At 72.7% G+C, this 25,272-nt stretch carries 16 protein-coding genes; 11 read left to right on the top strand and 5 right to left on the bottom strand.

Going from position 1 to position 25,272, the window contains the following annotated elements; all coding sequences use genetic code 11:
* Positions 1-68 precede the first annotated feature (68 nt).
* A complete protein-coding gene (locus AC07DW_RS03765; protein WP_478855984.1) occupies positions 69-632 on the top strand; it encodes a hypothetical protein in 564 nt (187 codons plus the stop codon).
* A gap of 27 nt (positions 633-659) precedes the next feature.
* On the opposite strand, the gene AC07DW_RS03770 is transcribed toward AC07DW_RS03765, so the two are convergent.
* The gene (locus tag AC07DW_RS03770) at positions 660-1,526 is read right to left on the bottom strand and encodes a spermidine synthase (protein ID WP_478855985.1); all 867 of its coding nucleotides are present in this window, start codon (positions 1,524-1,526) and stop codon (positions 660-662) included.
* A gap of 124 nt (positions 1,527-1,650) precedes the next feature.
* Complete coding sequence (locus tag AC07DW_RS03775; RefSeq protein WP_478855986.1) at positions 1,651-2,103, bottom strand: hypothetical protein; 453 nt, start codon at positions 2,101-2,103, stop codon at positions 1,651-1,653.
* Between the two features lie 251 nt (positions 2,104-2,354).
* Between AC07DW_RS03775 and AC07DW_RS03780 the strand changes: the two genes are divergently transcribed.
* From AC07DW_RS03780 to AC07DW_RS03795, 4 genes are all read left to right on the top strand, one after another.
* The gene (locus tag AC07DW_RS03780; protein WP_478855987.1) at positions 2,355-3,710 is read left to right on the top strand and encodes a tetratricopeptide repeat protein; all 1,356 of its coding nucleotides are present in this window, start codon (positions 2,355-2,357) and stop codon (positions 3,708-3,710) included.
* Between the two features lie 249 nt (positions 3,711-3,959).
* A complete protein-coding gene (locus AC07DW_RS03785; RefSeq protein ID WP_478855988.1) occupies positions 3,960-7,490 on the top strand; it encodes a LamG-like jellyroll fold domain-containing protein in 3,531 nt (1,176 codons plus the stop codon).
* Between the two features lie 100 nt (positions 7,491-7,590).
* A complete protein-coding gene (locus AC07DW_RS03790) occupies positions 7,591-14,148 on the top strand; it encodes an RHS repeat-associated core domain-containing protein (RefSeq protein ID WP_478855989.1) in 6,558 nt (2,185 codons plus the stop codon).
* A complete protein-coding gene (locus tag AC07DW_RS03795) occupies positions 14,145-14,561 on the top strand; it encodes a hypothetical protein (RefSeq protein WP_478855990.1) in 417 nt (138 codons plus the stop codon). The genes AC07DW_RS03790 and AC07DW_RS03795 overlap by 4 nt, the downstream gene beginning before the upstream one ends.
* A gap of 153 nt (positions 14,562-14,714) precedes the next feature.
* On the opposite strand, the gene AC07DW_RS03800 is transcribed toward AC07DW_RS03795, so the two are convergent.
* Positions 14,715-15,311, bottom strand: coding sequence for a histidine phosphatase family protein (locus tag AC07DW_RS03800; RefSeq protein WP_478855991.1), 597 nt, complete (start codon positions 15,309-15,311; stop codon positions 14,715-14,717).
* Positions 15,312-15,485: 174 nt separating this feature from the next.
* Between AC07DW_RS03800 and AC07DW_RS03805 the strand changes: the two genes are divergently transcribed.
* The 6 genes from AC07DW_RS03805 (at position 15,486) to AC07DW_RS03830 (ending at position 22,919) form a co-directional block, all read left to right on the top strand.
* Positions 15,486-16,649 carry a hypothetical protein gene (locus AC07DW_RS03805; RefSeq protein WP_478855992.1) on the top strand — a complete coding sequence of 388 codons (1,164 nt, stop codon included), beginning with the start codon at positions 15,486-15,488 and terminating at the stop codon, positions 16,647-16,649.
* Positions 16,640-18,229, top strand: a complete 1,590-nt coding sequence (locus tag AC07DW_RS03810; RefSeq protein ID WP_478855993.1) for a hypothetical protein — start codon at positions 16,640-16,642, stop codon at positions 18,227-18,229. Before AC07DW_RS03805 ends, AC07DW_RS03810 begins: the two co-directional genes overlap by 10 nt.
* Positions 18,226-19,563, top strand: coding sequence for an AAA family ATPase (locus tag AC07DW_RS03815; RefSeq protein ID WP_478855994.1), 1,338 nt, complete (start codon positions 18,226-18,228; stop codon positions 19,561-19,563). The genes AC07DW_RS03810 and AC07DW_RS03815 overlap by 4 nt, the downstream gene beginning before the upstream one ends.
* A 117-nt stretch (positions 19,564-19,680) precedes the next feature.
* Positions 19,681-20,031 (top strand): hypothetical protein, encoded by a 351-nt coding sequence (locus AC07DW_RS03820; RefSeq protein WP_478855995.1) that lies wholly within the window; start codon positions 19,681-19,683, stop codon positions 20,029-20,031.
* Between the two features lie 435 nt (positions 20,032-20,466).
* A complete protein-coding gene (locus AC07DW_RS03825; RefSeq protein WP_478855996.1) occupies positions 20,467-21,288 on the top strand; it encodes an FHA domain-containing protein in 822 nt (273 codons plus the stop codon).
* Complete coding sequence (locus AC07DW_RS03830; RefSeq protein WP_478855997.1) at positions 21,285-22,919, top strand: serine/threonine-protein kinase; 1,635 nt, start codon at positions 21,285-21,287, stop codon at positions 22,917-22,919. Before AC07DW_RS03825 ends, AC07DW_RS03830 begins: the two co-directional genes overlap by 4 nt.
* A gap of 2 nt (positions 22,920-22,921) precedes the next feature.
* Here AC07DW_RS03830 and AC07DW_RS03835 read toward each other — a convergent pair whose 3' ends face one another.
* Both AC07DW_RS03835 and AC07DW_RS03840 read right to left on the bottom strand, forming a co-directional pair.
* Positions 22,922-23,830, bottom strand: a complete 909-nt coding sequence (locus AC07DW_RS03835; protein ID WP_478855998.1) for a M23 family metallopeptidase — start codon at positions 23,828-23,830, stop codon at positions 22,922-22,924.
* Positions 23,831-23,924: 94 nt separating this feature from the next.
* A complete protein-coding gene (locus tag AC07DW_RS03840) occupies positions 23,925-25,169 on the bottom strand; it encodes an SH3 domain-containing protein (RefSeq protein WP_478855999.1) in 1,245 nt (414 codons plus the stop codon).
* Between the last annotated feature and the right edge of the window lie 103 nt (positions 25,170-25,272).

Consider the following 25,272-nt stretch of genomic DNA (forward strand, 5'->3'; position numbering starts at 1 on the left):
GGCGGCACCGTACGCCATACGGCGGAACGAGGGGGACCGGTGTTGATCTCTGGGGCGTGTGGTGCAGGATGACCCGGATGCGTAGAGGACTCGTTCACGCCCTGGCGTGGTCGCTCGCCACGGGCGCGGCGGTCACTCTGTCGTGGTGGGGGGTGCACACCGTGATGGCCGGGACGGCGTACGACCCGCCGCGTGCCCTGCCGATCACCGCCGACCGCCCGGCGACGACCCCGGCCGTGTCGCCGCGGGCGTCGTCGACGCGGCGCCCGAAGCCCTCCCCGACGCCCCCGGCGCCGAGTCCCACGCCGCCCCCGGCGATCTCGTCCGCCCCGGGGAGCGAGCCGCCGGTCACCCCCTCGCGCCGGTCGACGCCCGCGCCGCCGCCGTCGAGCACGCCGCCGTCGAGCGGCGGCGAGGTGAAGAGCTACACCGTGGACGGCGGCCGGGTGGTGTTCGACATCGGTGCGGCGTCGGCGGAGCTGGTGTCGGCGACGCCCGCGTCCGGCTGGCAGATGCAGGTGTGGAAGCAGCCGACGTACATCAGGGTGACGTTCAGCCGGGACGGCACGGAGATCGACGTGTTCTGCACGTGGCACGACCACGCGCCGACGGTGCAGATCGACGAGCGGTAGGGGCCCGGCCCCCGCCGGGCGGCCCGGTCACCCGAACGCGGAGGCGGGCGGTGCGGGCGAGTCCTTGGCGCTCTCGTCGGTGACGGCGGCCGCCCCGCCCGTGAAGTCGGTCAGCTCCCGCCCGTGCACGACGCGCCCCGGGTGCGGATCGGTCGCGACCCTGCGGGTCAGCTCCGCGACGGGCAGGGCCGTGTGGGACGCGAGGAGTACGGCGTTGCCGAAGAGGCGCCCGCGCAGCACGGCCGGGTCGGCGGCCAGCGCGAGTTCGGGGAAGACGGCGGCGGCGGTGGCGATCTGGCCGCGCAGGTGGGCCAGCGGAGGCCCGTCGGCGAGGTTGGCGGCGTAGTGCCCGCCGGTCGCGAGCACCCGCAGCACCTCGGTGAGGAACTCGGTGCTGGTGAGGTGCGCGGGGGTGCGGGCGCCGCTGAACACGTCCGCGACGACCAGGTCCGCCCAGCCGTCCGGCACCTTGCCGAGCCCGGCGCGGGCGTCGGTGGCGCGTACCCGGACGCGGGCGCCGGGGTCGAGCGGCAGCTCCCGGCGGACCAGCCCGACGAGGGCCTCGTCGACCTCGACGACCTGCTGGGTGGAGCGGGGCCGGGTGGCGGCGGCGTACCGGGCGAGCGTGAAGGCACCGCCGCCCAGGTGGACCACCTTCAGGGGGCGGCCCGGCGGGGCGACGAGGTCGATCACATGGCCGAGCCGCCGCTGGTAGGCGAACTCCAGCCGGGCCGGTTCGTCCAGGTCCACGTGCGACTGGGGCGCCCCGTCGAGGAGCAGGGTCCAGGCCCTCGCCCGCTCGGGGTCGGGTATGAGCTCGGCGACCCCGCCGGCCACGGTCTCGACGACGGCCTCGGGCGCCGCTGCCCGCCCGCGCCGCTTGTTCCTTGCCATCCGGCCATTATCCGTGCTCCCGCCCCGCGCCCGCCCCGGCTCCGGAGCGGGGACGGCGGACGGGGAGGGTGGGGTGGCTGCCGGCGGACGCGGACGGGCGGGGGCGCCGTCCGCCGGGCCCGCGTCACCGGCAGTTGTCGGCGGCCTCGATCAGGCGGGCGGCTTCACCGAGGGCTTCGCGCAGCACCACCGGGTCGGTGACCGGGCCGGTGTCGTCCGGCGGGAGCAGCCAGCCGGTGCCGGAGTCGGGCGGCTCCGGCTCGGCGCCGGGCAGGGGCGGGATCCGCAGTCCGCGCCCGGACGTCCGGGTGCAGGCGCTGCCCGGCAGGTCCCAGCCGGCGGCGGTCCCCGGCGGCACGAGGAAGCCGAGGGTGTCGCACGAGCCGTCGTGCAGCACCGGCCCGACCAGTGGGGCGCCGCCGCGCCGCAGGATGTCGACGGCCTCCAGGCCCTGCCGGGCCGGGACGGTCACCAGATCGCAGGGTTCGCCCTCTCCGGGCGGGGCACTCGCGTCCGGCGTCGGCCAGTGCACCGCGGTGGTCCCCGACGCATCGCCGGACTGCGGGTTCGCCTGCATGCCGACCTCCAACAAGGGATCCCTCCTCGCTCGAGTCCCCGTGTGGAGACACGTTGCGTCTCTCCACATGGTTCAACGCGCACGCGCGTCAACGGCTACGGCGGCACGCCGCCGCAAAGGATGGCAGTTCATGGCGGATCACGTGCGAGATATCCGATTTGTAGCCAAACCCTGTGTGTCCGGGCCGTCACAGCAGGTACGTTCTAGCCCGCCGGAACAACGCGACGCGGTACGCGGGAGAGGGCTCGGCCATGGCGACGTCACGGGCAGTTCCCAACCTCGCCTTCCGCCGCCTGCGCGGGCAGCGCTCGCCCGGGGAGTTCGCGGCGGCCGTCCGCAGGGCCGCGCGGGAGATCGGCGAACAGGTCGCCTGCGACGCCCGTTACGTCGGACGCGTGGAGTCGGGCGAGATCCGCTGCCCCAACTACGCCTACGAACGGGTGTTCCTGCACATGTTCCCGGGTCTGTCCCTGACGGACCTGGGGTTCGCCGCCCGGGAACACGTCCGCGGCCGGCGGGCGCGTGCCGCGGCCACCGCCCACGCGCCGGCGCCACGGATCACCCTGTTCAACGATGAGGAGAGCGACGTGCTGCGTCGCGCATTCATGACGAGCGGCACCGCCACCGTGGCGGCCGCATCGCTCCGTCTCGGCGCCACCGTCCCCGCCCCGCGAGCCGGGGGCAGGTTCGGCGAGACCGAGGTGAACGCCGTCGAGGAGGCCGTACGACGGATTCGCCTGCTCGACGACCGGCATGGCGCCGACCGGCTTTACCGGACGGCCGCCGAGCCGTTGCGCACCGCGTACGCGCTGCTCGACACGGGCACGGCGGTCCGCCGGTCGACGGCCGACCGGATGCAGGCGGGCGCCGGTGAACTGGCGCTCTCGGTGGGGTGGCTGGCGCACGACTCCGGCCGCCTGGACGACGCCCGCTCCCACTACGCGGAAGCGCTGGCCACCGCGCGCGTGGTGGGCGATCCCGCCCTGGAGGCCCATGCCTTCTCCAACGCGTCCTTCCTGGCCAGGGACTCGGGCCGGTACCGCGAGGCGGTGCGGGCGGCGCAGGCCGGGCAGCGGGCCGCCCGGCACCTGCCCTCACCGCGCCTGCCGGCCCTGCTGACGCTCCGGGAGGCGGGCGGCTGGGCGGGGCTGGGCGACCGGGCGGCGTGCGAGGAGGCCCTGGGCCGGGCGCACAGGCTGTTCGGGCGCGGGCCGGGCGACGCGGACCCGGAGTGGATGTCGTTCTTCGGCGAGCCGGAGCTGGAGGCACTGGAGGCGCAGTGCTGGTCGGCTCTCGGCGACTGGCCGCGCGCCGTCCGGCACGCGCACCGCGCGGTGGTCCTCCAGGACCCGCACTTCACCCGCAACCTGGCGCTGTACCGGGCCCAGTTGGCGGCCGACCTGGCGCGCGGCGGCGCGCCGGAGGAGGCCGCGGCGACCGGCGAACGGGTGCTGGACCTGCTGGACCAGGTCCAGTCGAGCCGTATCCACGCCATGCTGGCCGACACGGCCCGCCTGCTCGCCCCGTACGCCGCCGACGCCGCGGTGACGGCCTTCCTGGACCGCCGCGCGGCGCTGCGCGGGGTGACGGACGGCGGGGCCCGCTGAGCGCCACCGCTCCGGGGTGTCGTGGCGTGGATCACCTGACGATTCATCCGATTGGGCGAGTAATGATCCGCTTGACCGTCGAGAACAGGTCTGGACCGCCTGGATTCGGCCCCGTAAAGTCGCTCCGCTTATCCGATCTTCACGGAATCCTCAGATTGTGAGTGCGGCAGAGTGACGAGACGTAGGCACCGCGGTGGAGCGGTGCGGGGGGTAGCGGCAAGTGCGGTCGCGCTGCTGGCTGTCGGGGGCGTGCTCAACGCGTCGCTCGCCGACGCCTGGGCCGCCGCCACGCCGGGCGACGCCGAGTCCCGGGAGGTGTCGTCACGCGTTCCCGCCGACGATGCCGCGCGGGGGAAGGCGTTCTGGCAGGACGACGTGCTGCCCGCCAAGTCGGCGGAGCAGCGGGCCTCGGAGCAGGCGGTGGCCAAGGGGCAGCGGGTCGAGGTCGGCTCGCTGACGAACGAGACGAACCGGGTCTTCGCCAACAGCGACGGAACGTTCACGGTGGAGACCTCGCCCGTTCCCGAGCGCGTCCGCAAGGGCGGGACGTGGGTGCCGATCGACACGTCGCTCGTCGCCCGTGCGGACGGCCGGCTGGTCCCGAAGGCGGCGCAGGACGTGGTGCTGTCCGGCGGTGGTTCCGCCCCGCTGGCGACCATCACCCGCGACGGCAAGACGTACGAGCTGGGCTCGCCGTGGAAGCTGCCCGCCCCCAAGGTGGACGGGTCCCTGGCGGTCTACGAGTCGGTCCGTCCCGGGATCGACCTGGTGGTGCAGGTGCGCCCGGACGGCTTCACCCAGAACCTGGTGGTCCACTCGCGCCAGGCGGCGGCCGACCCGGCGTTGGCGGCGATACGTTTCCCCGTCAGGACCACGGGCCTGACGGTCAAGACCTCGCCGAGCGGCAGCGTCTCCCTCGTGGACGCGGGCGGACACGCGGTGTTCTCCAGCAGCGCCGCGCTGATGTGGGAATCCCCGGACACCTCGGCCGCCCCCGCGGCGACCACGGCCCGGCACGCGTCGCTCACCGCCGCCGCCGGGACGGCCGGCGAGGACAGCCCTCTGCTCGCCGACCCGGCGGCGAAGACCGCCGTCGCGGACGTCGCCATGGCCGGCGGCGCGCTCTCCCTGACACCCGACCGTTCGTTCCTGTCGGCGGCCGACACGACCTACCCGGTCGTCATCGACCCTCCGGCGGTGAGCGCCAGCCTGACCGGCTGGACGACCATCTGGTCGAACTCCTCGGGCACGTCGTTCTGGAGGACCTCACACGCTCTGGGCGTGGGGTACGACGCCTACGTCGACAACAAGAAGGCCAAGTCGCTCTTCCAGTTCGACACCCGCCGGGTGGCGGGCAAGAAGATCCTGAACGCGACGTTCACCGCGTATGCGATCTGGTCCGCGAACTGCGACAAGAGGGACGTCAACCTCTACCGCACCAACCCGATCTCCGGCTCCACGACGTGGAGCAACCCGCCGACCGGCTGGTCGTACGTCACCAAGGTGTCGGCGGCCAAGGGCTTCTCCTCCAGCTGCCCCGACGGTGACGTGGAGTTCAACGCCACCTCCGCGGTCGCGTACACGGCCAAGGCCAAGTCGACGACGACGACGCTGGGCCTGACGGCCAGTGACAGCGACCCGATCGCCTGGAAGCAGTTCATGTCCCCGGCCGACGACCGGGCGACCTCCAGCCGCAAGCCGAGGCTGTCGATCACCTACATCTCCCCGCCGACGGCCGCCCCGTCCTCGGTGAAGCTGTCGGAGCCGAACGTGGCCTGCTCGGCGTCCACCTCCCCGGCCCTGATCCGCGACACCACGCCCCGCGTGACGGGCACGCCCACCTCCGCGGACGGTTCCAACGCCAGCCTGCGGCCGAACTTCGAGCTGTACGCCGGATCCAGCACCACCCCCGCCACGCTCGCGCCGAGCACCTGGACCGCCAGCGGAACGGCCGGGTCGGCCCCGACCGCGACGCTGACCAGCGGCACGACGTACAAGTTCCGTGCGCGCACCCAGTACCGCTACACCTGGGACGGTTCCACCGGCTACGTGTACGGACCGTGGTCGGGCTACTGCTACTTCAAGGTGGACGTCAGCGCCCCGCCCCAGCCGACGGTGACGTCGGTCGAGTACCCGGAGTGCGCGGGTACGACCTGCGAGGCATCCCCCGAGACCGGCAGCGTCGGCCAGACCGGCACGTTCAAAATCAGCGCCGGTGCGAGCGACGTGCGCCGCTACGACATCTGGCTCAACGGCTCCCTGCTGGAGAGCAAGCGGTACACCGTCAACACCTCCAGCTACGAACGCAAGGTCACCCCGACCAAGCGGCTGACGAACACGCTGCGCGTCCAGACGTTCGACGCGGCGGGCAACCCCAGCGCGAGCAAGGACTACCTGTTCAAGGTCGCCGCCGCCTCCAGCCCGGTGGGTGAGTGGAAGCTGGACGCCACCGGCTACAACGCCGCCGGAAGCAACCACGCGCTGACCCTCGGCGGCGGCGCGGCCTGGACCCCGGCCACCCGCCTCGGTTCCGGCCTGCGCCTCAACGGCACCAGCGCCTACGCGGCCACCTCCGGACCGGTCGTGGACACCACGGCCAGCTTCTCCGTCTCGGCGTGGACGAAGCTGGGCAGCCGTGACGAGACCAACACCGTCGCCAACCAGAACGGCACGAACGTCGGCGCCTTCCAGCTGTACTACTCCAGCGCCTACGACCGGTGGATCTTCAACCGCTACACCTCCGACGGCAGCAGCCTCGTGCGGGCCGTCTCGACCCGGCCGGGCGTCGTCGGCGCCTGGACCCACCTGCTGGCCGTCTACGACCGTGACGCCCAGCAGATCCGCCTCTACGTCAACGGCCGTCTGGAGGCCACCACGGCGTACACCACGCCGTGGGCGGCGACCGGCCCCTTCGAGGTCGGCCGGATGAAGGGCACCGACGGTGCTCCCAGCAGCTACTTCCGGGGCGACATCGACCAGGTCCAGGCGTGGAACCGCGTCGTGTTCCCGGACGAGATGTGGTCGCAGGCCAATGTGGAGAACCCCCAGACCGGCCACCCCCAGGCGGCCCTGCTGGCGCACTGGAACATGGACGACGCCTCCGGCACCACGGCCCCCGACGCCTCCGGCCGGGGCAACGCCCTGACCCTCCAGCCGGGAGCGGGCTTCCTCGCGGCGGACGACCCCGCCCACGGCACGGTGCTGAACCTGCCGGCCGACCAGTCCGGCAGCGGCTCCGCCCCGGTGAAGCTGGACGAGTCGGGCAGCTTCACCGTGGCCGGCTGGGTCAACCTGAACCCGGACAGCCTGGAGAACACCACCGTGGCGCACTCCCCCTCGGTGTTCGCGCACCCGGGTCTGCAGCGCAACGCGTTCCGCCTGTGGTACCGCCAGGAGATCGGCGAGGCGGTCGGTGACTGGAACTTCGGCGTCTACGAGACCGACGTCCTCGAAGGCCCTGCCGCCACCATCACCTCCGAGCAGGTCAACCCGCCCGGCAACTGGATCCACGTGGTCGGCGTGTACGACTCGGCGAACCAGTCCGCCAAGCTCTACCTCGCGGGCTCACGCGAGGGCGCGGAGGACGGCGTCTTCGTCGACACCGTCTTCCAGTCCGACCAGCCCCTGACCGTCGGAACAGCCAGGCGCCACGACACCGGCGCCTGGGGCAACCTCCTGCGCGGCCAGCTCGACGACATGCGCGTCTACGCCGGCGTGCTCTCCGAGGCGGAGATCACCCAACTGGCGACCGTCGACGAGCCCCCCGTCGAGATCGGCTGACATCCCTCTTCACGCCAGTTCCCTGGTGTGATCCACACGCGGTGGTGGGCCGGGCCGCACGCCCGGCCCACCACCGCTGTCCAGAATGCGGAGAAACCCCTTGACCAGCACACAAAGGGTGCTGCCGTCATGGTCGTGGAACAGAGCCGGCCGCCGCCGAATAGCGGCGGTCGCCCTTCCCGTGACCACGGCCATCGTCACCACCCTGCTGGGCGCGGCACCGGCCCAGCGGTTCGAACGCGACCACAGCGCCTTGGAGAAGCCGGACTTCGGCAGAGCCGAGGCGTTCGAGGCCAAGCACAAGAAGATCCCCGACCCCACGCTCCAGGCCGCGACCAGGACGCGTGAACAGGCGGCCCGCAAGGTCGTATGGCCCGCGGCCGGCGCCGCGAGCACCACCATCCCGGCCAAGCAGAACGCCGGGGCCAGGGCCGGTGGCCTGCCCGTCGCCCTCGGCCGACCGCTGCCGGCGAAGACGGCCAGGTCCGCGAAGGCCCGCGCGTCAACGACGGGAAATCCGCCACAGGCGGCGCCGGCGAAGGCCGAAGTGAGGATTCTGGACCGTGCCAGGACCGCCAGGCTCGGCATCGACGGTGTGGTCATGACCGTCCGCCGCGCGGACGGCGGAACCGACCCGTCCGGGCTGTCCGTCGCCCTCGACTACAGCGGCTTCGCCCACGCCTACAGCGGCAACTGGGCATCGCGTCTGCGTCTGGTCCAGCTCCCGGCCTGTGCGCTCACCACCCCCGAGAAGCCCGCGTGCCGCACCACGACGCCGGTCCCGTCCGCGAACGACACGGCGGACCGGACCCTCACCGCCCAGGTGACCACACCGAAGGCCACCACGGCCCAGGCCCGCAGCGCGAGCGCCTTCACGGTCCTCGCCGCCTCGGCCGGCACCTCCTCGGACCAGGGCACCTACGAGGCCACCCCGCTGTCGCCGTCGGCGACCTGGTCGGGCGGCGGCTCCAACGGTGACTTCACCTGGTCGTACCCCATGGACGTCGTACCGGCCCCCGCCGGTCCCACGCCGTCGGTGGCGATCGGCTACTCGGCGCAGGGCGTGGACGGCCGCACCTCCTCGACGAGCGCCCAGCCGTCGTGGGTCGGTGAGGGATTCGACCTGCCGACCTCGTACATCGAGCGCTCGTACGGGTCGTGCGACGACGACGGCCAGGACGGCAAGCACGACCAGTGCTGGAAGGAGGACAACGCCTCCATCGTCCTGAACGGCAAGTCGAGCAGCCTGATCCTGCTCGACAAGACCAAGGGCACCTGGCGCCTCCAGGGCGACGACGGCGAGCGCGTCGTCCGCACCACCGGCGCGGTCAACGGCGACGACGACGGTGAGCAGTGGACCGTCACCACCACCGACGGCACCCAGTACGTCTTCGGCAGGAACCGGCTGCCCGGCTGGGCCGCCGGCAAGGCCGAGACCAACTCGGTGTGGACCGTCCCGGTCTTCGGCGACGACTCCGGAGAGCCCGGCCACGACGCCGGCACCAGCTTCTCCGCCCGCGCCAAGACCCAGGCCTGGCGGTGGAACCTCGACTACGTCGTCGACCCGCACGGCAACGTCATGACGTACTGGTACGACAAGGAACTCAACTCCTACGCCAAGAACGGCACCACCGGGAACGGCACGGAGTACGTCCGCGGCGGCCACCTCAAGCGCATCGACTACGGCCAGCGCACCGACACGGTCTTCTCCACCACCCAGCCCGCGGCGGCCCGGGTGAAGTTCACCGTCGCCGAGCGCTGCGTCCCGGTCAGCGGCGGGGAGACCTGCACCACGCTGACCGAGACCAACCGCAACGCCTGGCCGGACGTCCCGTACGACCAGATCTGCAAGAAGGACACCGTCTGCACCGACCAGCCGGCCCCGTCCTTCTTCTCCCGCAAGCGCCTCACCGGTGTGACCACCCAGGTCTACAAGGGCACGGGCACCGGCGCGGACACCGACTACCGGGACGTCAACCACTGGGCTCTCAGCCAGTCCTTCCCCGACCCGGGTGACGGGTCGAACGCCGGCCTGTGGCTGAAGTCCATCCAGCACACGGGCCGGGTGGGCACGCCCATCGCCCTGCCGGCCATCACCTTCTCCGGTGTCCAGATGCACAACCGGGTGGACAGGACGGGTGACGACGTACCGCCGTTCATCAAGTGGCGTGTCCGCACCGTCACGTCGGAGACCGGCTCCGTCCTGACGGTCAACTACTCCGATCCGGAGTGCGTCGCCGACACCAACATCCCGGCCGCGCTCGACAAGAACACCAAGCGCTGCTACCCGGTGAAGTGGATCCCGCCGTCCAACCCGACGCCGGGCGAGAACCCGGCACCGCGCACCGACTGGTTCCACAAGTACGTCGTCACCCAGGTCACCGAGTCGGACCCGACCGGCGGCGCGCCGCTGAAGCAGACCGACTACACCTACAGCGGTGGCGGCGCGTGGGCGTACGACGACCAGTCACCCATCACCCCGGCGAAGTACCGCACGTGGGGCATCTGGCGCGGCTACGAGAACGTCACCACCACCACCGGTGAGGTGGCGGGCGTCCGCTCCAAGTCGACCAGCCTCTTCTACCGGGGCATGCACGGCGACAAGCAGCTCGACGGCAGCACCCGCACGGAGACGCTCACCGACTCCAAGGGCACGACGGTGAACGACGAGGAGCAGTACGCCGGCCAGACACGCGAGGCCATCACGTACAACGGCACCACCGGCGGCGAGATCTCCGGCACGATCACCACGCCGTGGTCGCAGAACACCGCGACGGCGACGCACTCGTACGGCACGGTGCGGGCCTGGATGACGCGTACGGCCAAGGAGGTCAAGCGGACCCCGGTGCCCGGTGGCACCGAGATCACCTCGACCGTCTCGACCACCTACGACCCGCAGAGTGGCCAGCCGCTGACCGTGGAGACCGAAGGCGGCGGGGTCAAGGACTGCACGCGGACCGAGTACGCCAAGAACACGACGGACTGGCTGCTGACGTACGTCAAGCGCGCGGAGAAGGTCTCCGTGGGTTGCTCCGTCACGCCGGTCCGCACCGGTGACCCGAAGACGACGGATGTCATCTCCGACGTCCGTACGTCGTACGACGGGCAGGCGTGGGGCGTGGCCCCCACGAAGGGTGACGTCACCACCCAGCAGCGCGTCACCGGCTACAGCGGTGACATCGCGCAGCTGCAGACGGTGGCGACCGCCAAGTACGACGCCTCGGGCCGCCTCACCGACCAGTGGGACGTCGACGGCACCCGCACCAACCACATCGACTACATTCCCGCGGCCGGCGGGCCGCTGACGGGCAAGAAGGAGGTCAACGCCCTCGGACACACGGTGACGACGGAGATCGCGCCCGACTGGGGCTCGAACACCGTAAGCATCGACCCCAACGGGAAGCGCACCGAGAGCGCCTATGACGCCCTCGGCCGCCTGACCGACGTCTGGCTCGCCGACCGCGACCGGGCCGCGAGTCAGGCCCCGAGCCGGAAGTTCGAGTACAGGATCCAGAAGAGTGACGCCTCCTGGGTGGCCACCAAGTCGCTCAACAACGACGGCACCACGTACCAGACCGCCTACGCCATCTACGATGCCCTTCTGAGGCCTCGACAGACGCAATCGCCCGCGGCGGTGGGCGGTGGCCGCGTCATAGCGGAGACCAGGTACGACACCCGTGGCCTCGAGGCGGAGTCCTCGGTGGACTACATCGACGCCACCGCTCCGTCCGGTCAGCTCGCCACCCTGCTGACCGCCTCCCCCGCCGGTACCCGGACGGTCTACGACGGAGCCGGTCGGCCCACGGTCGAGATCACCCTCGTCCAGGAGAAGGAGCACTCCCGGACCACCACGACGTACGAGGGCAACGCGACGACGGTGGAACCGCCGGCCGGCGCGTCCGCCGTGCGCGAGGCGGTCGACAGCCGGGGCCGCCTCGCCGAGAAGAGGGAGTACGACGGCAACAAGGCGACGGGAGCCTACACCCGGCTCACCTACACCTACGGTCGCGCCGACCTGCTGACCAAGGTGCAGGACAACGACGGCAACGCCTGGGAGTACGCCTACGACTTCATGGGCCGCCAGACCAGCGCCACCGACCCCGACGCGGGAGCGTCCAGGAAGGAGTACAACCACCTCGACCAGGTCAGCGTCACCGAGGACGCCAGAGGCAACATCCTCAGCCACACCTACGATCTCCTCGGGCGGCCGACCGGCCGGCTCTCGGGCCGTATCCCCGTCGTCAACGGCGTTCCCACGATCGACGACTCCAAGTACCTGGCGCGCTGGTCGTACGACACCATCGCGCTCGGGCAGCCGACGTCCTCCATCCGGTACGAGGGTGGCAAGAGCGGCAAGGTCTACGCGACCACCAACGCCGCCTACGACCCGCTCTACCGGGTGCTGAAGGAGCAGTACACCATCAGCACGACCGAGGGTGCGGTGGCGGGCACTGGCACCTACACCATCACCAACGCCTACAACCTGGACGGTACGCCACAGAAGCGGACCATCCCGGCCATGGGCGGCCTGGCCCAGGAGGTGCTCACCTACGGCTACAACGAGCAGCGCCTGCCCACCACCCTCCAGGGTCTGACCGGCCTCGTCCGAGGAACGGACTACCTCCCGGCCGGTGAGCGCATCCGGACCACCCTGGGCGTCTCCTCCACCGCCAAGTGGACCGAGATCAACACCTCCTACGAGGACGGCACCAAGCGCCTGGCGCGGCAGACGGTCGTCTCGGAATCCAACAGCGGCACGGACTCCGACACGTACTACCGCTACGACCCGGCCGACAACCCGGTCGAGATCGACGACCGCTCCACCGCCGCGGGTGACAAGCAGTGCTTCACCTACGACGGGCACCGGCGGCTGAAGAGCGCGTGGACCGCGAAGACGGACTGCGCGACGGCGCCCACCACGGCGGGCGTCGGAGGGCTCGCGCCGTACTGGAAGTCGTACACGTACGACAGTGCCGGCAACCGCGAGACCGTGACCGACCACCTGGCCGCGGGCGGCGCCACCACCACGACGTACACCTACGACGAGACCACCGCCGACAACAAGCTCCGTCCGCACCTACTGTCCTCCACCACGACCAGTCCCGCGGACCCGACGAAGCCGGCCACGAGCTACACCTACGACGCGGCCGGCAACACCAGGACGCGCACGATCGGAGACAAGACCCAGAACCTCGAATGGGGGCCGGAGAACAACCTTGTCAAGGCGACGGAGGCGAACAGTTCCGAGATCTCGTTCCTCAACGACGCCAACGGCAACCGGCTGATCCGGCGCGACGCCAAGGGCACCACGCTGTACCTCGGCGAGACCGAGCTGCGGCACGACAAGGCGACCGGCAAGGTCGAGGCGACCCGGTACTACGGCCACGGCGGCCAGGTCGTCGCGGTGCGCACCCCGCAGTCGCTGACCTGGATGAGCGCCGATCACAACGGCACGGCCAGCGTGCAGATCGACGCAGCCACTCAGGCGGTGACCCGCCGGCAGATGCAGCCCTTCGGCGAGACGCGCGGCACGCAGCCGGCCAACTGGACCGGTGACAAGGGCTTCGTCGGCGGCACGCAGGACCCCACGGGCCTGACCCACCTAGGCGCCCGCGAGTACGACCCGACGACCGGCCGCTTCATCAGCGCCGACCCGGTGGCGGACCTGAAGGATCCGCAACAGATCAACGGCTACGCCTACAGCAACAACAACCCGGTCACCTTCGCCGACCCTGACGGCAAGTGGTTCTTCTCCGCCGCGTTGATCCGGCTCGTCCGGGCCATCATCCGGTACATCATGGCGGCACTTCAGGTGATCTACCGTCAGCAAGCGAGCTACAGGGCGTCCAGGAACGGTTCCCGAACCGGCCTGTCCGCCTCCGGGAGCGCCAGCTACGCCAGTACTTCCAGCAGTGCCGACAGCTGCCCCGCCATTCAGCGGAACTACGGAATCTGCAACAACAAGGAGCCGGAGAACCCGAAATCGCTCGGCCAGGCGGCCAAGGACGCGGCCGGAGGAATCGGTGACTTCCTCGCCGGCAGCGCCGACGCGCTGGAATACGCCACGGAGCCATGGTGCTGGTTCGGCGCGGACTGCGGTGTCCAGGACACGTACCGCGAGAAGGCGAAGGACGCCGGCGTCGAGGTGGGCTCCAAGGAGTACAAGGACACGGCTGAAGCGGCCGAAGCGGCTTCCTGGCTGGCCGGTGGCCTGGGACTCCTGAAGTCGATCATCAAGAGGGCCATCAAGGGCGGCTCGAAGGCTGCCGACAGTCCTTCCGACAAGGGCCCAGGAGCAGCCGTTGCCGCTCGCCCCGACTTCCACAGTCCCATGTCCGCCTGGGGGCACTACGAAAAGCACGTGATGGGGGTGAAGAGAAACAAGAAGGGCAAGATCACAGGCCCGACGAAGGAACCGCCCAACATGCCGGAGTTCAAGGGCCAGGGCGGTTACGAGCGCTATCGCGAAACGGCTCGTTCCTTCATGTCCGGAGCCGGCCCGGACGGCTCGGTCACGCTTCCCTCCGAATCAGGAGGCTTCTTCCGGATCAACAAGGAGTCGGGCTACTTTGGGTACATGAACGCCTCTGGAAGCATTTCGACCTTCTTCCGGCCGCACATGGATCCGATGCAGTACTTCCGGGAGCAGTTCAAGTGACCCGGCCGAGTCGGCAGACGCTGAAGTCCGCCTTCACCCGGGTGGCCGGTGCGGCGGGCTGGAAGTGGTCGGACGACCCTTGGAGATCGTGCGAGGGGTGGCGCGGCTTCGTCGAGGAGTGCGCAGAGGGCTACGAGATGGATTACAGCGAATACCTGCATGACATCTCGGTCAGGGACCTGCTGGACCTGGCCCTGAACGACGAGGCCACCCGGCGCGCCGAGGGGTTCGGGGATTTCCTGGCCGCCGTCCAGCGCGTCGACGACGCGTTCCGCGATCTCCTCGCGGGGGGCCCGGTGATCAGACCCGGTGAGCCACGGTGGTGGAGGCGTGCCCTCCCGCCGCACGGTGGTGAGGAGTTCGTCAGGGACGTACAGGAAAGGCTGGGTGTGCGGTTGACCGAGACCGCGTGAGCGTGCCGTACGAGCCACCGTGTGATGGTCGTGGCGTCGCGCGAAGCCGGGGCGTCCCTCGTCCGAGGGGCATGCTCGGAACCCGGTGAACAGGAGGCCCTCCCGTCCCGCAAGGGATGGGAGGGCCTCTCCGTGTCCGGGGTCCCGGAAGGCTCAGCCCTCCAGGTGCCCCGTGTCGTTCCAGCGCTCCAGCGCGGGGGCGCCGTAGGCCCAGCCCAGGGCGGACAGGCTCGTCGGGTCGAGGCGGACGCGGGCCGCGAAGGACACGGGCTCGCCCAGCCAGCGGGCGGCGATCGAGCGCAGGATGTGGCCGTGCGCGAAGACCAGCACGTCGCGGTCGGCCGAGCGGGCCCAGGCGACGACCTCGTCCGCGCGGTCGGACAGCTGCGCCAGGGTCTCCCCGTCGGGCACGCCGTCGCGCCAGATGAACCAGTCCGGCTCGATCGCCTTGATCTCGGGCGGGGTCATGCCCTCGTACGCGCCGTAGTCCCACTCCATCAGGGTGTCCCACCGCTCGGCGCGGTCGCCGAACCCGGCCAGCTCGCAGGTCTCCCGCGCGCGTGCCAGCGGACTGGTGCGGACCTCCACGCCCTCCAGGCCGTTCCAGGGGCTGCGGTGGAGCCGCTCGCCGAGCAGCTTGGCGCCGCGGCGGCCCTCCTCGAGCAGCGGTATGTCCGTCCTGCCGGTGTGCTTGCCCAGCAGCGACCATTCGGTCTGACCGTGCCGGGCGAGCAGGATCCGCGGTGCCATGGGGGCTCTCCAAAAGTTCGCGCGTGGTGTCCGTCCATCATCGCGCACGGGAGCGCGGGGCCACGAAGCGGGCGACCCGCACGGCGCCCGGCCGGCCGGCGCTCCGGCTGTCGCCGACGGGGACGACGGGGATCCGGGCCCCGATTGTCAGTGGCGGATGCGAGACTTCCGCGGGTGAGCGAATCCCTGGGCAGCGGACCGGTTCGACGTCCGCAGACGACACTCCGGCACCGGCTCGCCGAGCTGCGCGGCCCGGCGTCCGCGCCGCATCCGCTGGACGCCCGGGCGCTGGCGGCGCTGGCCGCCAATCCCGGCTGCCGGCGACGGGCGCTGCTGGACGGCGCCGGGGTGGACAAGGCGGCGCTGGCGTCCGCGCTCGGGGCGCCGTCGGGCTTCGGGCAGTCGCAGTTCGCGTTCATGCGCGGCAATGCCTTCGAGGCGAAGGTCAAGGCGGACGGCGGCGCCGAGCTGTTGCGGCTGCTGGGCGTGGACGGCCGGGAGGACGTCCACGTGCCGGACCTGGCGGCGGCCGGCCCGCAGGGCCGTGCGGCCCGTACGGCGCTGGCGCTGCGGGAGGCGACCGGGGCGGGCGCGTGGTCGCTGCTCGACCACCCGATGCTGGCCCTGGAGGTCGCCGGTTCGCCCGCGTATTTGGAGCCGGACGCCGTGGTGGTGGGTCCCGACGGGCGGTGGACGGTCGTCGAGATCAAGTCCTTCCCCATGATCGACGGCTCGGCGGACGCGGCGAAGGTCGGCGCGGCGGCCCGGCAGGCCGCGGTGTACGTGCTGGCGCTGGAGCGGACCGCGCGCGTGACCGAGGGCGCGTCGGTGGCGCACTCGGTGCTGCTGGTGTGTCCCAAGGACTTCTCCAACCAGCCGACCGGTTCCGTCGTCGACGTGCGCAAGCAGCTGTCGGTGACCCGGCGGCAGCTGGCCCGGCTGACCCGTGTCGAGGACATCGCGGCCGCCCTGCCCGAGGGGGTCTCCTTCGACGTGACGGCGTGCTCGGCGGAGCAGCTGACCGCCGCGGTGGAGGCGGTCCCGCACGCGTACGCGCCGGAGTGCCTGGCCGCCTGCGAGCTGGCGTTCCACTGCCGGGACCGGGCCAGGGCGGCGGGCGCGGTGGAGGCGCTGGGCCGTTCCGTGCGGGGCGAGCTGGGCGGGCTGACGACGGTCGGCGCCGTGCTGGCGGCGGCGCGCGGGAGTGGGGACACTTCCTGCCCGGGCGAAGCCGGGAGCTCGGGGGACGGCGACCCGGACGACCCGGCGGTGTCCGCGCTGCGGCGGGCGGCGGCCCTGCGGGCGGAGGCCCTGGAGGAGGCGGGCGCATGTCGCTGATCTCGACGCTCGCGCGCCTGGAGGCCGTCGAGTCGGGGCGCGCCCAGCCGCTGGCCACCGTGCGGCACCGGCACGTGGCGGAGCGGCCGCTCGTGCTCGTACCGCTGACGACCGCCGGTGAGGCGGGCGCCCCGCTGGGGGCGCTGGTCGGGACGGATCCGGCGGAGCCCCGGCTGCTGGTCGTGCCGCAGCCGAGGGACCGGGACCTGCGGTTCGCGTTCCTCGCCGACCTCGCCGAGGCGGTCCTGCCGTACGTCGACGGGTTCGCGGACGACGTGGAGGCCGCCGAGCGCAGCGAGACGGACCCGGAGACCGGCAAGAAGGTCAAGGTCGAGGTGGAGCTGTGCGCGGACGCGCCGCAGCTGATCGTGCCGAGCCGCGCGGGTGTCGAGTACGTCCGGCTGCTGGGCCGCTCGATGCGGTTCCGCCGCACGGCCGAGCAGGACCCGGAGACGCCGTTCCCGGCGCCGCCGCGCGTCCCGCTGCTGGGCCGGTGGCTGACGCACTACGGGGAGCGGGCGCGGGTGCCGGGTTCGTCGCTGCTGCTGGCGGCGACCGACCTGCTGAACCGGCACTGGGCGACCGGCCAGTCGTCGCTGGAGGACCAGCACCTGGGGGCGCTGCTCGCCTGGATCGACGCGCCGGAGGGGAGTTCGGGCGCACAGGCGGCGCTGCGGGCCGAGCTGGGGCGCGACCGGGACGGGCAGCTGCTGTGCCCGCCGGCCGGCCCGGCGACCGACCCGGCGTTCGACAACCGGCTGCTGGCCCCCGCGATCGAGCGGTACGACCGGGCCCGGCAGGCCCTGGCGTCGGCCGAGGACGGGGAGGCGGCCGACGAGCGGCTGGGCGACCTGCACCGGGCCGAGCGGGAGATCCGGCGGCTGATCCTCAGCCAGGTGCGGCCGACGTGGCACGCCGTGTGGCGGGCGATCGAGCTGGTGCGCGAGCTGCCGCCGGGCTCCCGGGTGGCGGACCGGTGGACCCGCGACCGCTGGTCGTTCACCGGCCACCGGGACCGGGTGCGCGCGGGCGAGCCGCCGCAGCCGCGCCGGGACGACGCCGTGACGGCGGCGAACAAGCTGGCCGCGCGGGAGAGCGCGCAGACGCAGCTGGAGGCGCAGGAGGCGCTGGACGACCCGCTGGTGATGGCCGCGCGGCGGCTGACGGGCGAGGCGTTCGTGGCCGAGGTGGTGGAGGTGACGATGGCGTGGTCGGAGTCGAAACGGCCCGCGCCGCGCCCGCTGCTGACCGTCCGCACCGACGACCGGCCGCACCTCGGCGAGGGCGTGAGGGCGTACCGCTCGCTGGACGGCAAGCCGCAGGCCGCGGAGTTCGTGCGGTACGAGGAGGACGGGTCGCCGGTGCTGCGCGTCCTGGACCGGATGGGCCGCGGCAAGGACCCGGCGGAGGGCTCGGTGCCGGAGAAGGGCGACCGCCTGGTGTGGACGCTGTTCGAGCACGACCAGCGGGTGGGCCCGAAGCTGCCCGACCCGGAGGAGACACCCTGGACGCACGGCGGCCCGCCGCGGCCGGACGCGGTGGAAGCCCCTGACGCCGTGACACCGGAGGACCTGCTGTGACGCCCGTTGCCTTCGACCCTTCCGCCGAGGCGGCCGGGGCGACCCGCCGCATCCTCGCCGACACGCTGCACGGGGAGGCGCGGGGCGTCGTGGTGGACTCGCCGCCCGGCGCGGGGAAGTCCACGCTCGTCGTGCGCGCCGCGCTGGAGCTGGCGGCGGCCGGCCGGCCCCTGATGGTGGTCGCCCAGACCAACGCGCAGGTCGACGACCTGGTGCTGCGCCTCGCCGAGAAGGAGCCGGAGCTGCCGGTGGGCCGGCTGCACAGCAATGACTCCGACCCGTACGACAAGGCGCTCGACGACCTCGGCAACGTACGCAAGTCGGCCAGGGCGGCGGACCTCGCCGGGCTGGACGTGGTCATCTCGACCGCGGCGAAGTGGGCCCATGTGAAGGGCGTCGAGCCGTGGGGGCACGCCATCGTCGACGAGGCGTACCAGATGCGGTCGGACGCGCTGCTGGCGGTGGCCGGGCTGTTCGAGCGGGCGCTGTTCGTGGGCGACCCGGGGCAGCTGGACCCGTTCAGCGTGGTCGGCGCCGACCAGTGGGCGGGGCTGTCGTACGACCCGTCCGCGAGCGCGGTCTCGACCCTGCTGGCCCACAACCCGGACCTGCCGCAGCACCGGCTGCCGGTGTCGTGGCGGCTCCCGGCGTCCGCCGCGCCGCTCGTCTCCGGCGCGTTCTACCCGTACACCCCGTTCCGCAGCGGTACGGGGCCCGGTGACCGGCGGCTGTCCTTCGGGGTGCCGTCGGACGGTTCGGGGCCCGACCGGGTGCTGGACGAGGCGGCCGAGGCGGGCTGGGGCCTGCTGGAGCTGCCCGCCCGGCACACCCCGCGCACGGACCCGGAGGCGGTGCGGGCGGTCGCGCTGGTGGTGCGGCGGATGCTGGACCGGGGCGGGGCGGCCGTGTCGGAGCGGTCGGCGGAGCCCGTGCCCCTCACCCCGGACCGGATCGCCGTGGGCACGGCCCATCGCGACCAGGCGGCGGCGGTACGGGCGGCGCTGGCCGGGCTCGGCGTCGCGGGGGTCACCGTCGACACGGCGAACCGCCTCCAGGGGCGGGAGTACGACGTGACGGTCGTCCTCCACCCGCTGTCGGGCCGCCCGGACGCGACGGCGTTCCACCTGGAGACCGGGCGCCTGTGCGTGCTGGCCTCCCGCCACCGCCACGCCTGCGTGGTGGTGTGCCGGGCGGGCGTGGCGGACCTGCTGGACGAGCACCCCTCGACGGAGCCGGTGCGGCTGGGCGTCACGGTGAAGTTCCCGGACGGCTGGGAGGCCAACCACGCGGTGCTCTCCCACCTGTCGGAACACCGGATCCCGTGGTCTTCGTAGGGTCCGGCCGCGCGGGGCGGGGCGTACTTGCGCCGGGCGGGAGAATGGAAGGTGGGCCATCACGACGGGGGCGTCCCCGCGGGTGGGGGAGACTCGTCGTGCGAAGAGGAGAGGTTCATGGCGGAAACCGAGCGGAGCGAGCGGCGGCTGCGACCCGCGCCCCTGCTCTTCGAGCCGGCGGAGGCCGCCTCCGACCCGGAGCACTTCTTCGACCTCGAGTCGATGGAGGATCCCCAGGAGCTGCTCGCGCGCTCCACGGAACTGGCGCTCGCGTTCCGGGCGGCGACCGACCGGGCGGTGGAGTTCCAGGCGGTCGCTGCCGCCCAGCTCGCCGATCCGAAGCGGTTCGACCGGCTGACGGCGGGGGACATCGCCGAGCGTGCCGAGTGGACCGAGGACTACGCCAAGAAGATGATCGAGTTCGGCCGGGACCTGCTGCGCACCGGCGGCCGGCCGGACGAGAGGTAGCCCCCCTCGCGGCCCCCGCTCCCCCGGTCCTCAGCCGGGCGTCCCGCCGGGTACTCGGCCGGTCCGTCGCCGCTCATTCGGCCGGGCGTCTCACCGGTCCCTTCACCGGGATCCGGTCGGGTCCGGGGTCGGGTCCGGGGTCGGGTTCGGGCCGGAAACCGGTCGGCGCTTTCCGGCCAGATTTCCGCGTTCCGAAGTCTGGATCCGGCTCGCCACGCGGCCGTCGCCGGATTGCCGCGCAGGTGGTGACCACTCGCCGCGGCCCCGGCCCCCACCGCTTTCTGCCAGGGGCCGCAGCGGCCCGACAGGCCGACGGTTGAATGTCGGAGCACCGCCCGGCGGCCGGGTCATACTGGCGCCTGCGGGCGGGGGCCGAAGGGAGACCGGGGTGCCGCGCCCGCGCAGCGCGACGGCCGTGGGCTTCAAGGGGGAACGATGAGTGGCGTACTGATCCACCTACCGTCGGACGGGGGAACGGCGACGACCGCCGTCCGGGACACGGGGCACGGGGCCGCCTCGGGTCCGGTGACCCTTCGGCTCGGTCCGGGGGGCGTGGCCCGCTTCGGGCGGGGCTCCACGGCCGCCCCCGTCGAGCTGAGGCTGGCCAACCCGGCGGTGTCCCGGCTCGCGGGGGAGATCCGGGTGACGGACGACCACTGGCAGCTCAGCAATCTCAGCACCACCCAGACCTACCTGGTGGAGAACCCGGAAGGGGCCGGCGAGTACTTCAGGGTCCCGCCCCGGCGGGCCGGCGCTCCCATCCCCTTCGAGTTCGCACGCGTCGTCCTGCCCGCCCGCGGATCGGCGGTGAGCTTCCAGGTGTTCGCCCCCGACCACGTGTACGTGGACCCGGACGGCATGGACGGCCGGGGCACGCGTACGCTCACCGCCTTCTCACTGGACGAGACGGCCACCTACTTCCTGGTTTTGGTGGCGCTGTGCGAGCCGCGGCTGCGCGACGAGTCGGCGGTGGCCGTGGCGACGACCCCGCAGATCGTGGACCGGCTGCGGAGCCACCCGGAGTGCGGCCGGCTGACCGCCCGGGCGGTCAGCTCCCACATCGACTACCTGGCGGAGGAGAAGCTGCGGATCAGCGCCCCCGCGACGGCCGATCCCCGGCAGGGCGCCCGGCGCAACGGGAAACGGGAGGCGGTGGTGGGCCTCGCCCTGCGGTTCGGGCTCGTACGCGAGGAGCACCTGGCGCTGCTGCCGCCCAGGACTCCGGCACCGCACCGGGTGGAGGTGGCGGGCCGGTGAGCGACGGACCGGTGGAGGTGGTGCCCCCCGGCTACCGGGTCGGAGACTGGGAGGTGACCGAGCCGATCGGAGCCGGCGGATGGGGCACGGTGTACGCGGCCCGGTACGCCGGGCCGCCGCGAGGCTCCGGGGACGACGGCGCCGTCCCCGGAGCGGGACCGGAAGCGGAGTCGGGACCGGAATCGGGATCGGGAGCGGGCCCGGAATCGGGATCGGGATCGGGACCGGGCGGCGTGGCGGAGGTGGCGCTCAAGTTCCTCCCCACGGCGGGACTCGCCCCGCGTCAGGCGCGCGGGCTCGTGGAGACCGCCCGGCGCGAGACCGAGCTCGGCCGGCGGTCCCGGCACCCGCGGCTGATCCGGCTGCTCGACTCCCTCACGCTCAGCGAGCCCGCGAACCCCGTGCTCGACGGGGCGGTGGTGCTCGTCATGGAACGGGCCCGGCACAGCCTGCGGGAGCGGCTGCACCTCCCGTCCGCCCCGGGCCCCGCGGCTCCTTCGCCGTCCGGCGCGCGGGCCTCCGACCCGGCCGCGCGGTCACCGCTGCCGGAGGCGGAGGGGGCCCGGTTGCTCACCGAGATCTGCGAGGGTCTGGCGCACCTGCACGATCTGGGCTGGGTGCACGGTGACCTCAAGCCGGACAACGTATTGATCATGGCGGACGGCTCCGTGCGGCTCTCGGACTTCGGCCTGGCCGTGGAGCTGAACGGCACCCACGGCTACATCCCGCCCCTGGGCACCCCCGACTACCTGCCGCCGGAGCGCTGGCGGGCACCGCTCGGCGAACGCGGCGTACAGGTGCGGCCGAGCACCGACATCTGGGCGCTGGGCATCATGATCCACCAGGTGTTCACCGGAGGTACGTCCCCGTTCCCGGGCGCCACGCCGATGGCCCGGGGGGCCGCCGCCCAGGAGTACGCCGAGGGCAGGGCGCCGCTCCGGATGGACCTGCGCGTACCGCCCTTCTGGCGCGATCTGGCGGCCGACTGCCTCACCCCCGCCCACGAGGAGCGCGCCGTGCACACCGCCGCCGGTCTGCTGGCCCGCATCCGCGCCGAACAGGAGCGGGAGCACGGGCGGGAACAGGAGCGGGAGCAGGAGCAGGGGATGGAGCAGTCCCCGGCCCCGCCCCCGGCGCGGCGGCGGCGACGCACCGCGCTGCTCGGCGCCGCCGTGACCACCGTGGTGTGCGGTACGGCCGCCGCCGGAGTGGCGTTCCTCGGCGGTGAGGACCGGTCACCGCGGTCCGGCGGCGGCGCGGCCTCCGGACCGGGAGGGACGGCGGACGGCGAACGGACCGCGCGTGTCGTGGTGTTCAACGCCGAGGAGCCGTGCCGCCGGGGCGGCAACCGGGACAAGATGTGCAGCCTCGGTCTGGCGATCGACCCCGCGAAGCCGTACACCCTGGACAACGTCGTCACGACCCGCGTCTGGCACGGCGACGTCCTGGTCGCCGACTGCCAGGTCCCGCAGGGGGTACCGATCGCCGACGAGGCGGGCGCGCGGTCCACCCAGTGGTTCAGGGTCCGGCTGCCCGCCGGCGAGGGCGGGGGCACGGCCTGGCTGCCCGCCGTACGGGCGAAGGACCGCCCCGCGCTCCCGGAGTGCGCGGGACGGCCCTCGCCGGGCTGACGTCAGCACAACCGGATGTCACGCCCGTCGTTGTCCTTCGCCTCGTCGTTCCCCCAGCGCTGGAGGTAGTACGCGGAGACGTAGGCACGGCCCGTGCCACCGGGTGCGACCTCGTCCAGGTCGGTGAGCAGCCACCAGTGGTTGTACGAGTCGCCGACCCGCACCTCGTCGCCCCACTTCTTGCACAGGACGTAGTTGGTGCCCTTCAGCAGCCTGCCCTGCGGGGCGCAGCGGGAACTGGTGTCGCCGACGCAGTCGACCGCCGCGTAGCCGGTGGCGTCGGCGAAGGTGTCGACCCAGAACCGCGCCGGGTCGGCGCCCCCGCCGCCGCAGGCGTTGGTGCTGGTGACGCGGGGGAACGGCCCGGCGGGCGAGAGGCGGTACTCGGTGCCCTGGATCACCGGGTGGACCATCTCGTCCGTCTCGCCGTCGTTGTCCCCGTTGGTGTCGTACAGCTGCTCGTAGTGCAGGTGCGCCGAGGTGGTGCCGACCAGCCCGAGCCGTCCGAGCGGTGTCCCCGAGGCGACCTGCTGTCCGAGCCGCACGTCGATGCGGTCCAGGTGCAGGTAGACCGTGAACCACCCGCCACCGTGATTGATCTCCAGGCCGCCCGGTGCGAAGAACTCGGTGACCGTGCCGGCCGCCGAGGCGGCGACCTCCGCGCCGAGCGTGCCGCCGCCCACGCGGTACATGTCGAGTTTCTTGTCCTCGGGCGTGTGGCCCTGGTAGGTCTGCAGCTGCCAGGTCTGGCCACAGGCGAAGGGCAGCCGGAAGTCCGGCCGGGCCGCGGCGGCCGCAGGGGCTGCCCCCGGCCCCGCCAGCCAGAGCCCGAGTACCGTCAGCGCCGTCAGGACGGCGGCGACGGGCCCGGGCACCGGCAGCCGGAGCGGACGTCTCCCGCGGAGATGCATGGGATCCTCCTTGCCCGCACGGCACCGTGCCGGGCGGTCCTCCGTACCGTGCCGCAGGGACGGTACGCGGCGGACCCCCGCGTGTTCCGGGGTGTCAGCACTGGCGGGTGACGCCGCCGGTCGCGTCGCCCTTGAGGTAGATGGCGCTGACGTAGCCGACCCCGCCGGCGTTCAGGGGGAGTTCCACCCACTTGTCGCTGGTGTAGCCCTCGGCGGTGACGGTCTGGCCGGTCTTCCAGCAGTTCGCGGGGTACGACTGGTTCGGGAAGACCTTGCTGACGGCGGCGCAGCCGGTCGACGCGCAGGACCGCACGTTCGCCTCCGCCCACGCCGTCACCGTCGTCCCACCGCCGTCGGTGGGCTGGAAGGTGACGTCCACCCAGTCGTTGCCGGTCATGCCCAGGCCGTCCCAGAAGGTGCCGTCGGCGACGTCGATGCCGGCGGGGTTGGCGACCCGGCGGCCGAACTCGTCCAGGCCGCCGTTGTAGCCGTTCTGATACGCCGCCTGGGCCTCGGGCACGCCCTGGGGCAGGTCGCGCCACATCTCCCGGGTGGCCGGCGGGTTCCAGTAGTCGTCCCGGGTGTTCCACGGTCCGACGTCCCACACCGGTGCCGTCTCGCAGCGGCCCTTGTAGCACAGCCGCACCCGGTACTCCTGGCCCCCGTTGCTCGCCAGCATGCGCCGTGAGGGCAGGGCGACGAAGTGGTCGCGGGGCTGGATGACGTGGCCGTTCGCGGTGGTGTGCCCGACCAGCCCCTCGCGGGTGGCGAAGAGGCGGTACGTGACGGCGGTGGCGCCCGCCGTCCCGGCGGCCGTCGCGGACGGCTCGGGCTGTTCGGCGTCGGCGTGGACGACGAGGTCCGACACGGAGGGAGCCACTCCGCCGTCCCGCCGGCCCAGCAGCGTGAGCCGGACCTGGAGCACGGACACCGCTTCCGGCAGCCGGACCTTCCCTCCCCGCCCCACGGTGCGCCACTCGGTCCAGTCACCGGGGTGGCCGCTGCCGCGTACCTCGGTCAGCGTCCGTGTCCCCGGGGGCACCTCGGCCTTCTCGCGGACGGTGAAAGCGGTCGCCTGGCGGCCGAGGCTCCGGCCGGGCGAGGTGTAGACGGCGAAGGAGTGGCGGGGCTCCGAGGGTGTCCCCGTACGGGCGTCGTCGACGGTGATGCCGCCCGCGCGGTGCGCGATGTTGCGCTGGTCGCTCTTCTCGCTGGTCAGGTCGATGTGCCAGCCACCGTCGACGGGCCGGACGGCGGCCCCTGTGGTGGTCGTACGCGCGGTGGCGGTGGCCGGTGGCGCGGTCGCCGCCACCAGCAGGACGCACAGGCCAGTGATCATTTTTCGGACGGTCGGTCTCATGCGGGCTCTCCCCGGCGGTCGTTCGCGGAACGGACGGCACAGCCCTATCCGAGCTCCGCTCCCGCTGTCCCTCCGGAACGTC

The sequence above is a fragment of the Streptomyces sp. NPDC045701 genome (assembly GCF_056432045.1).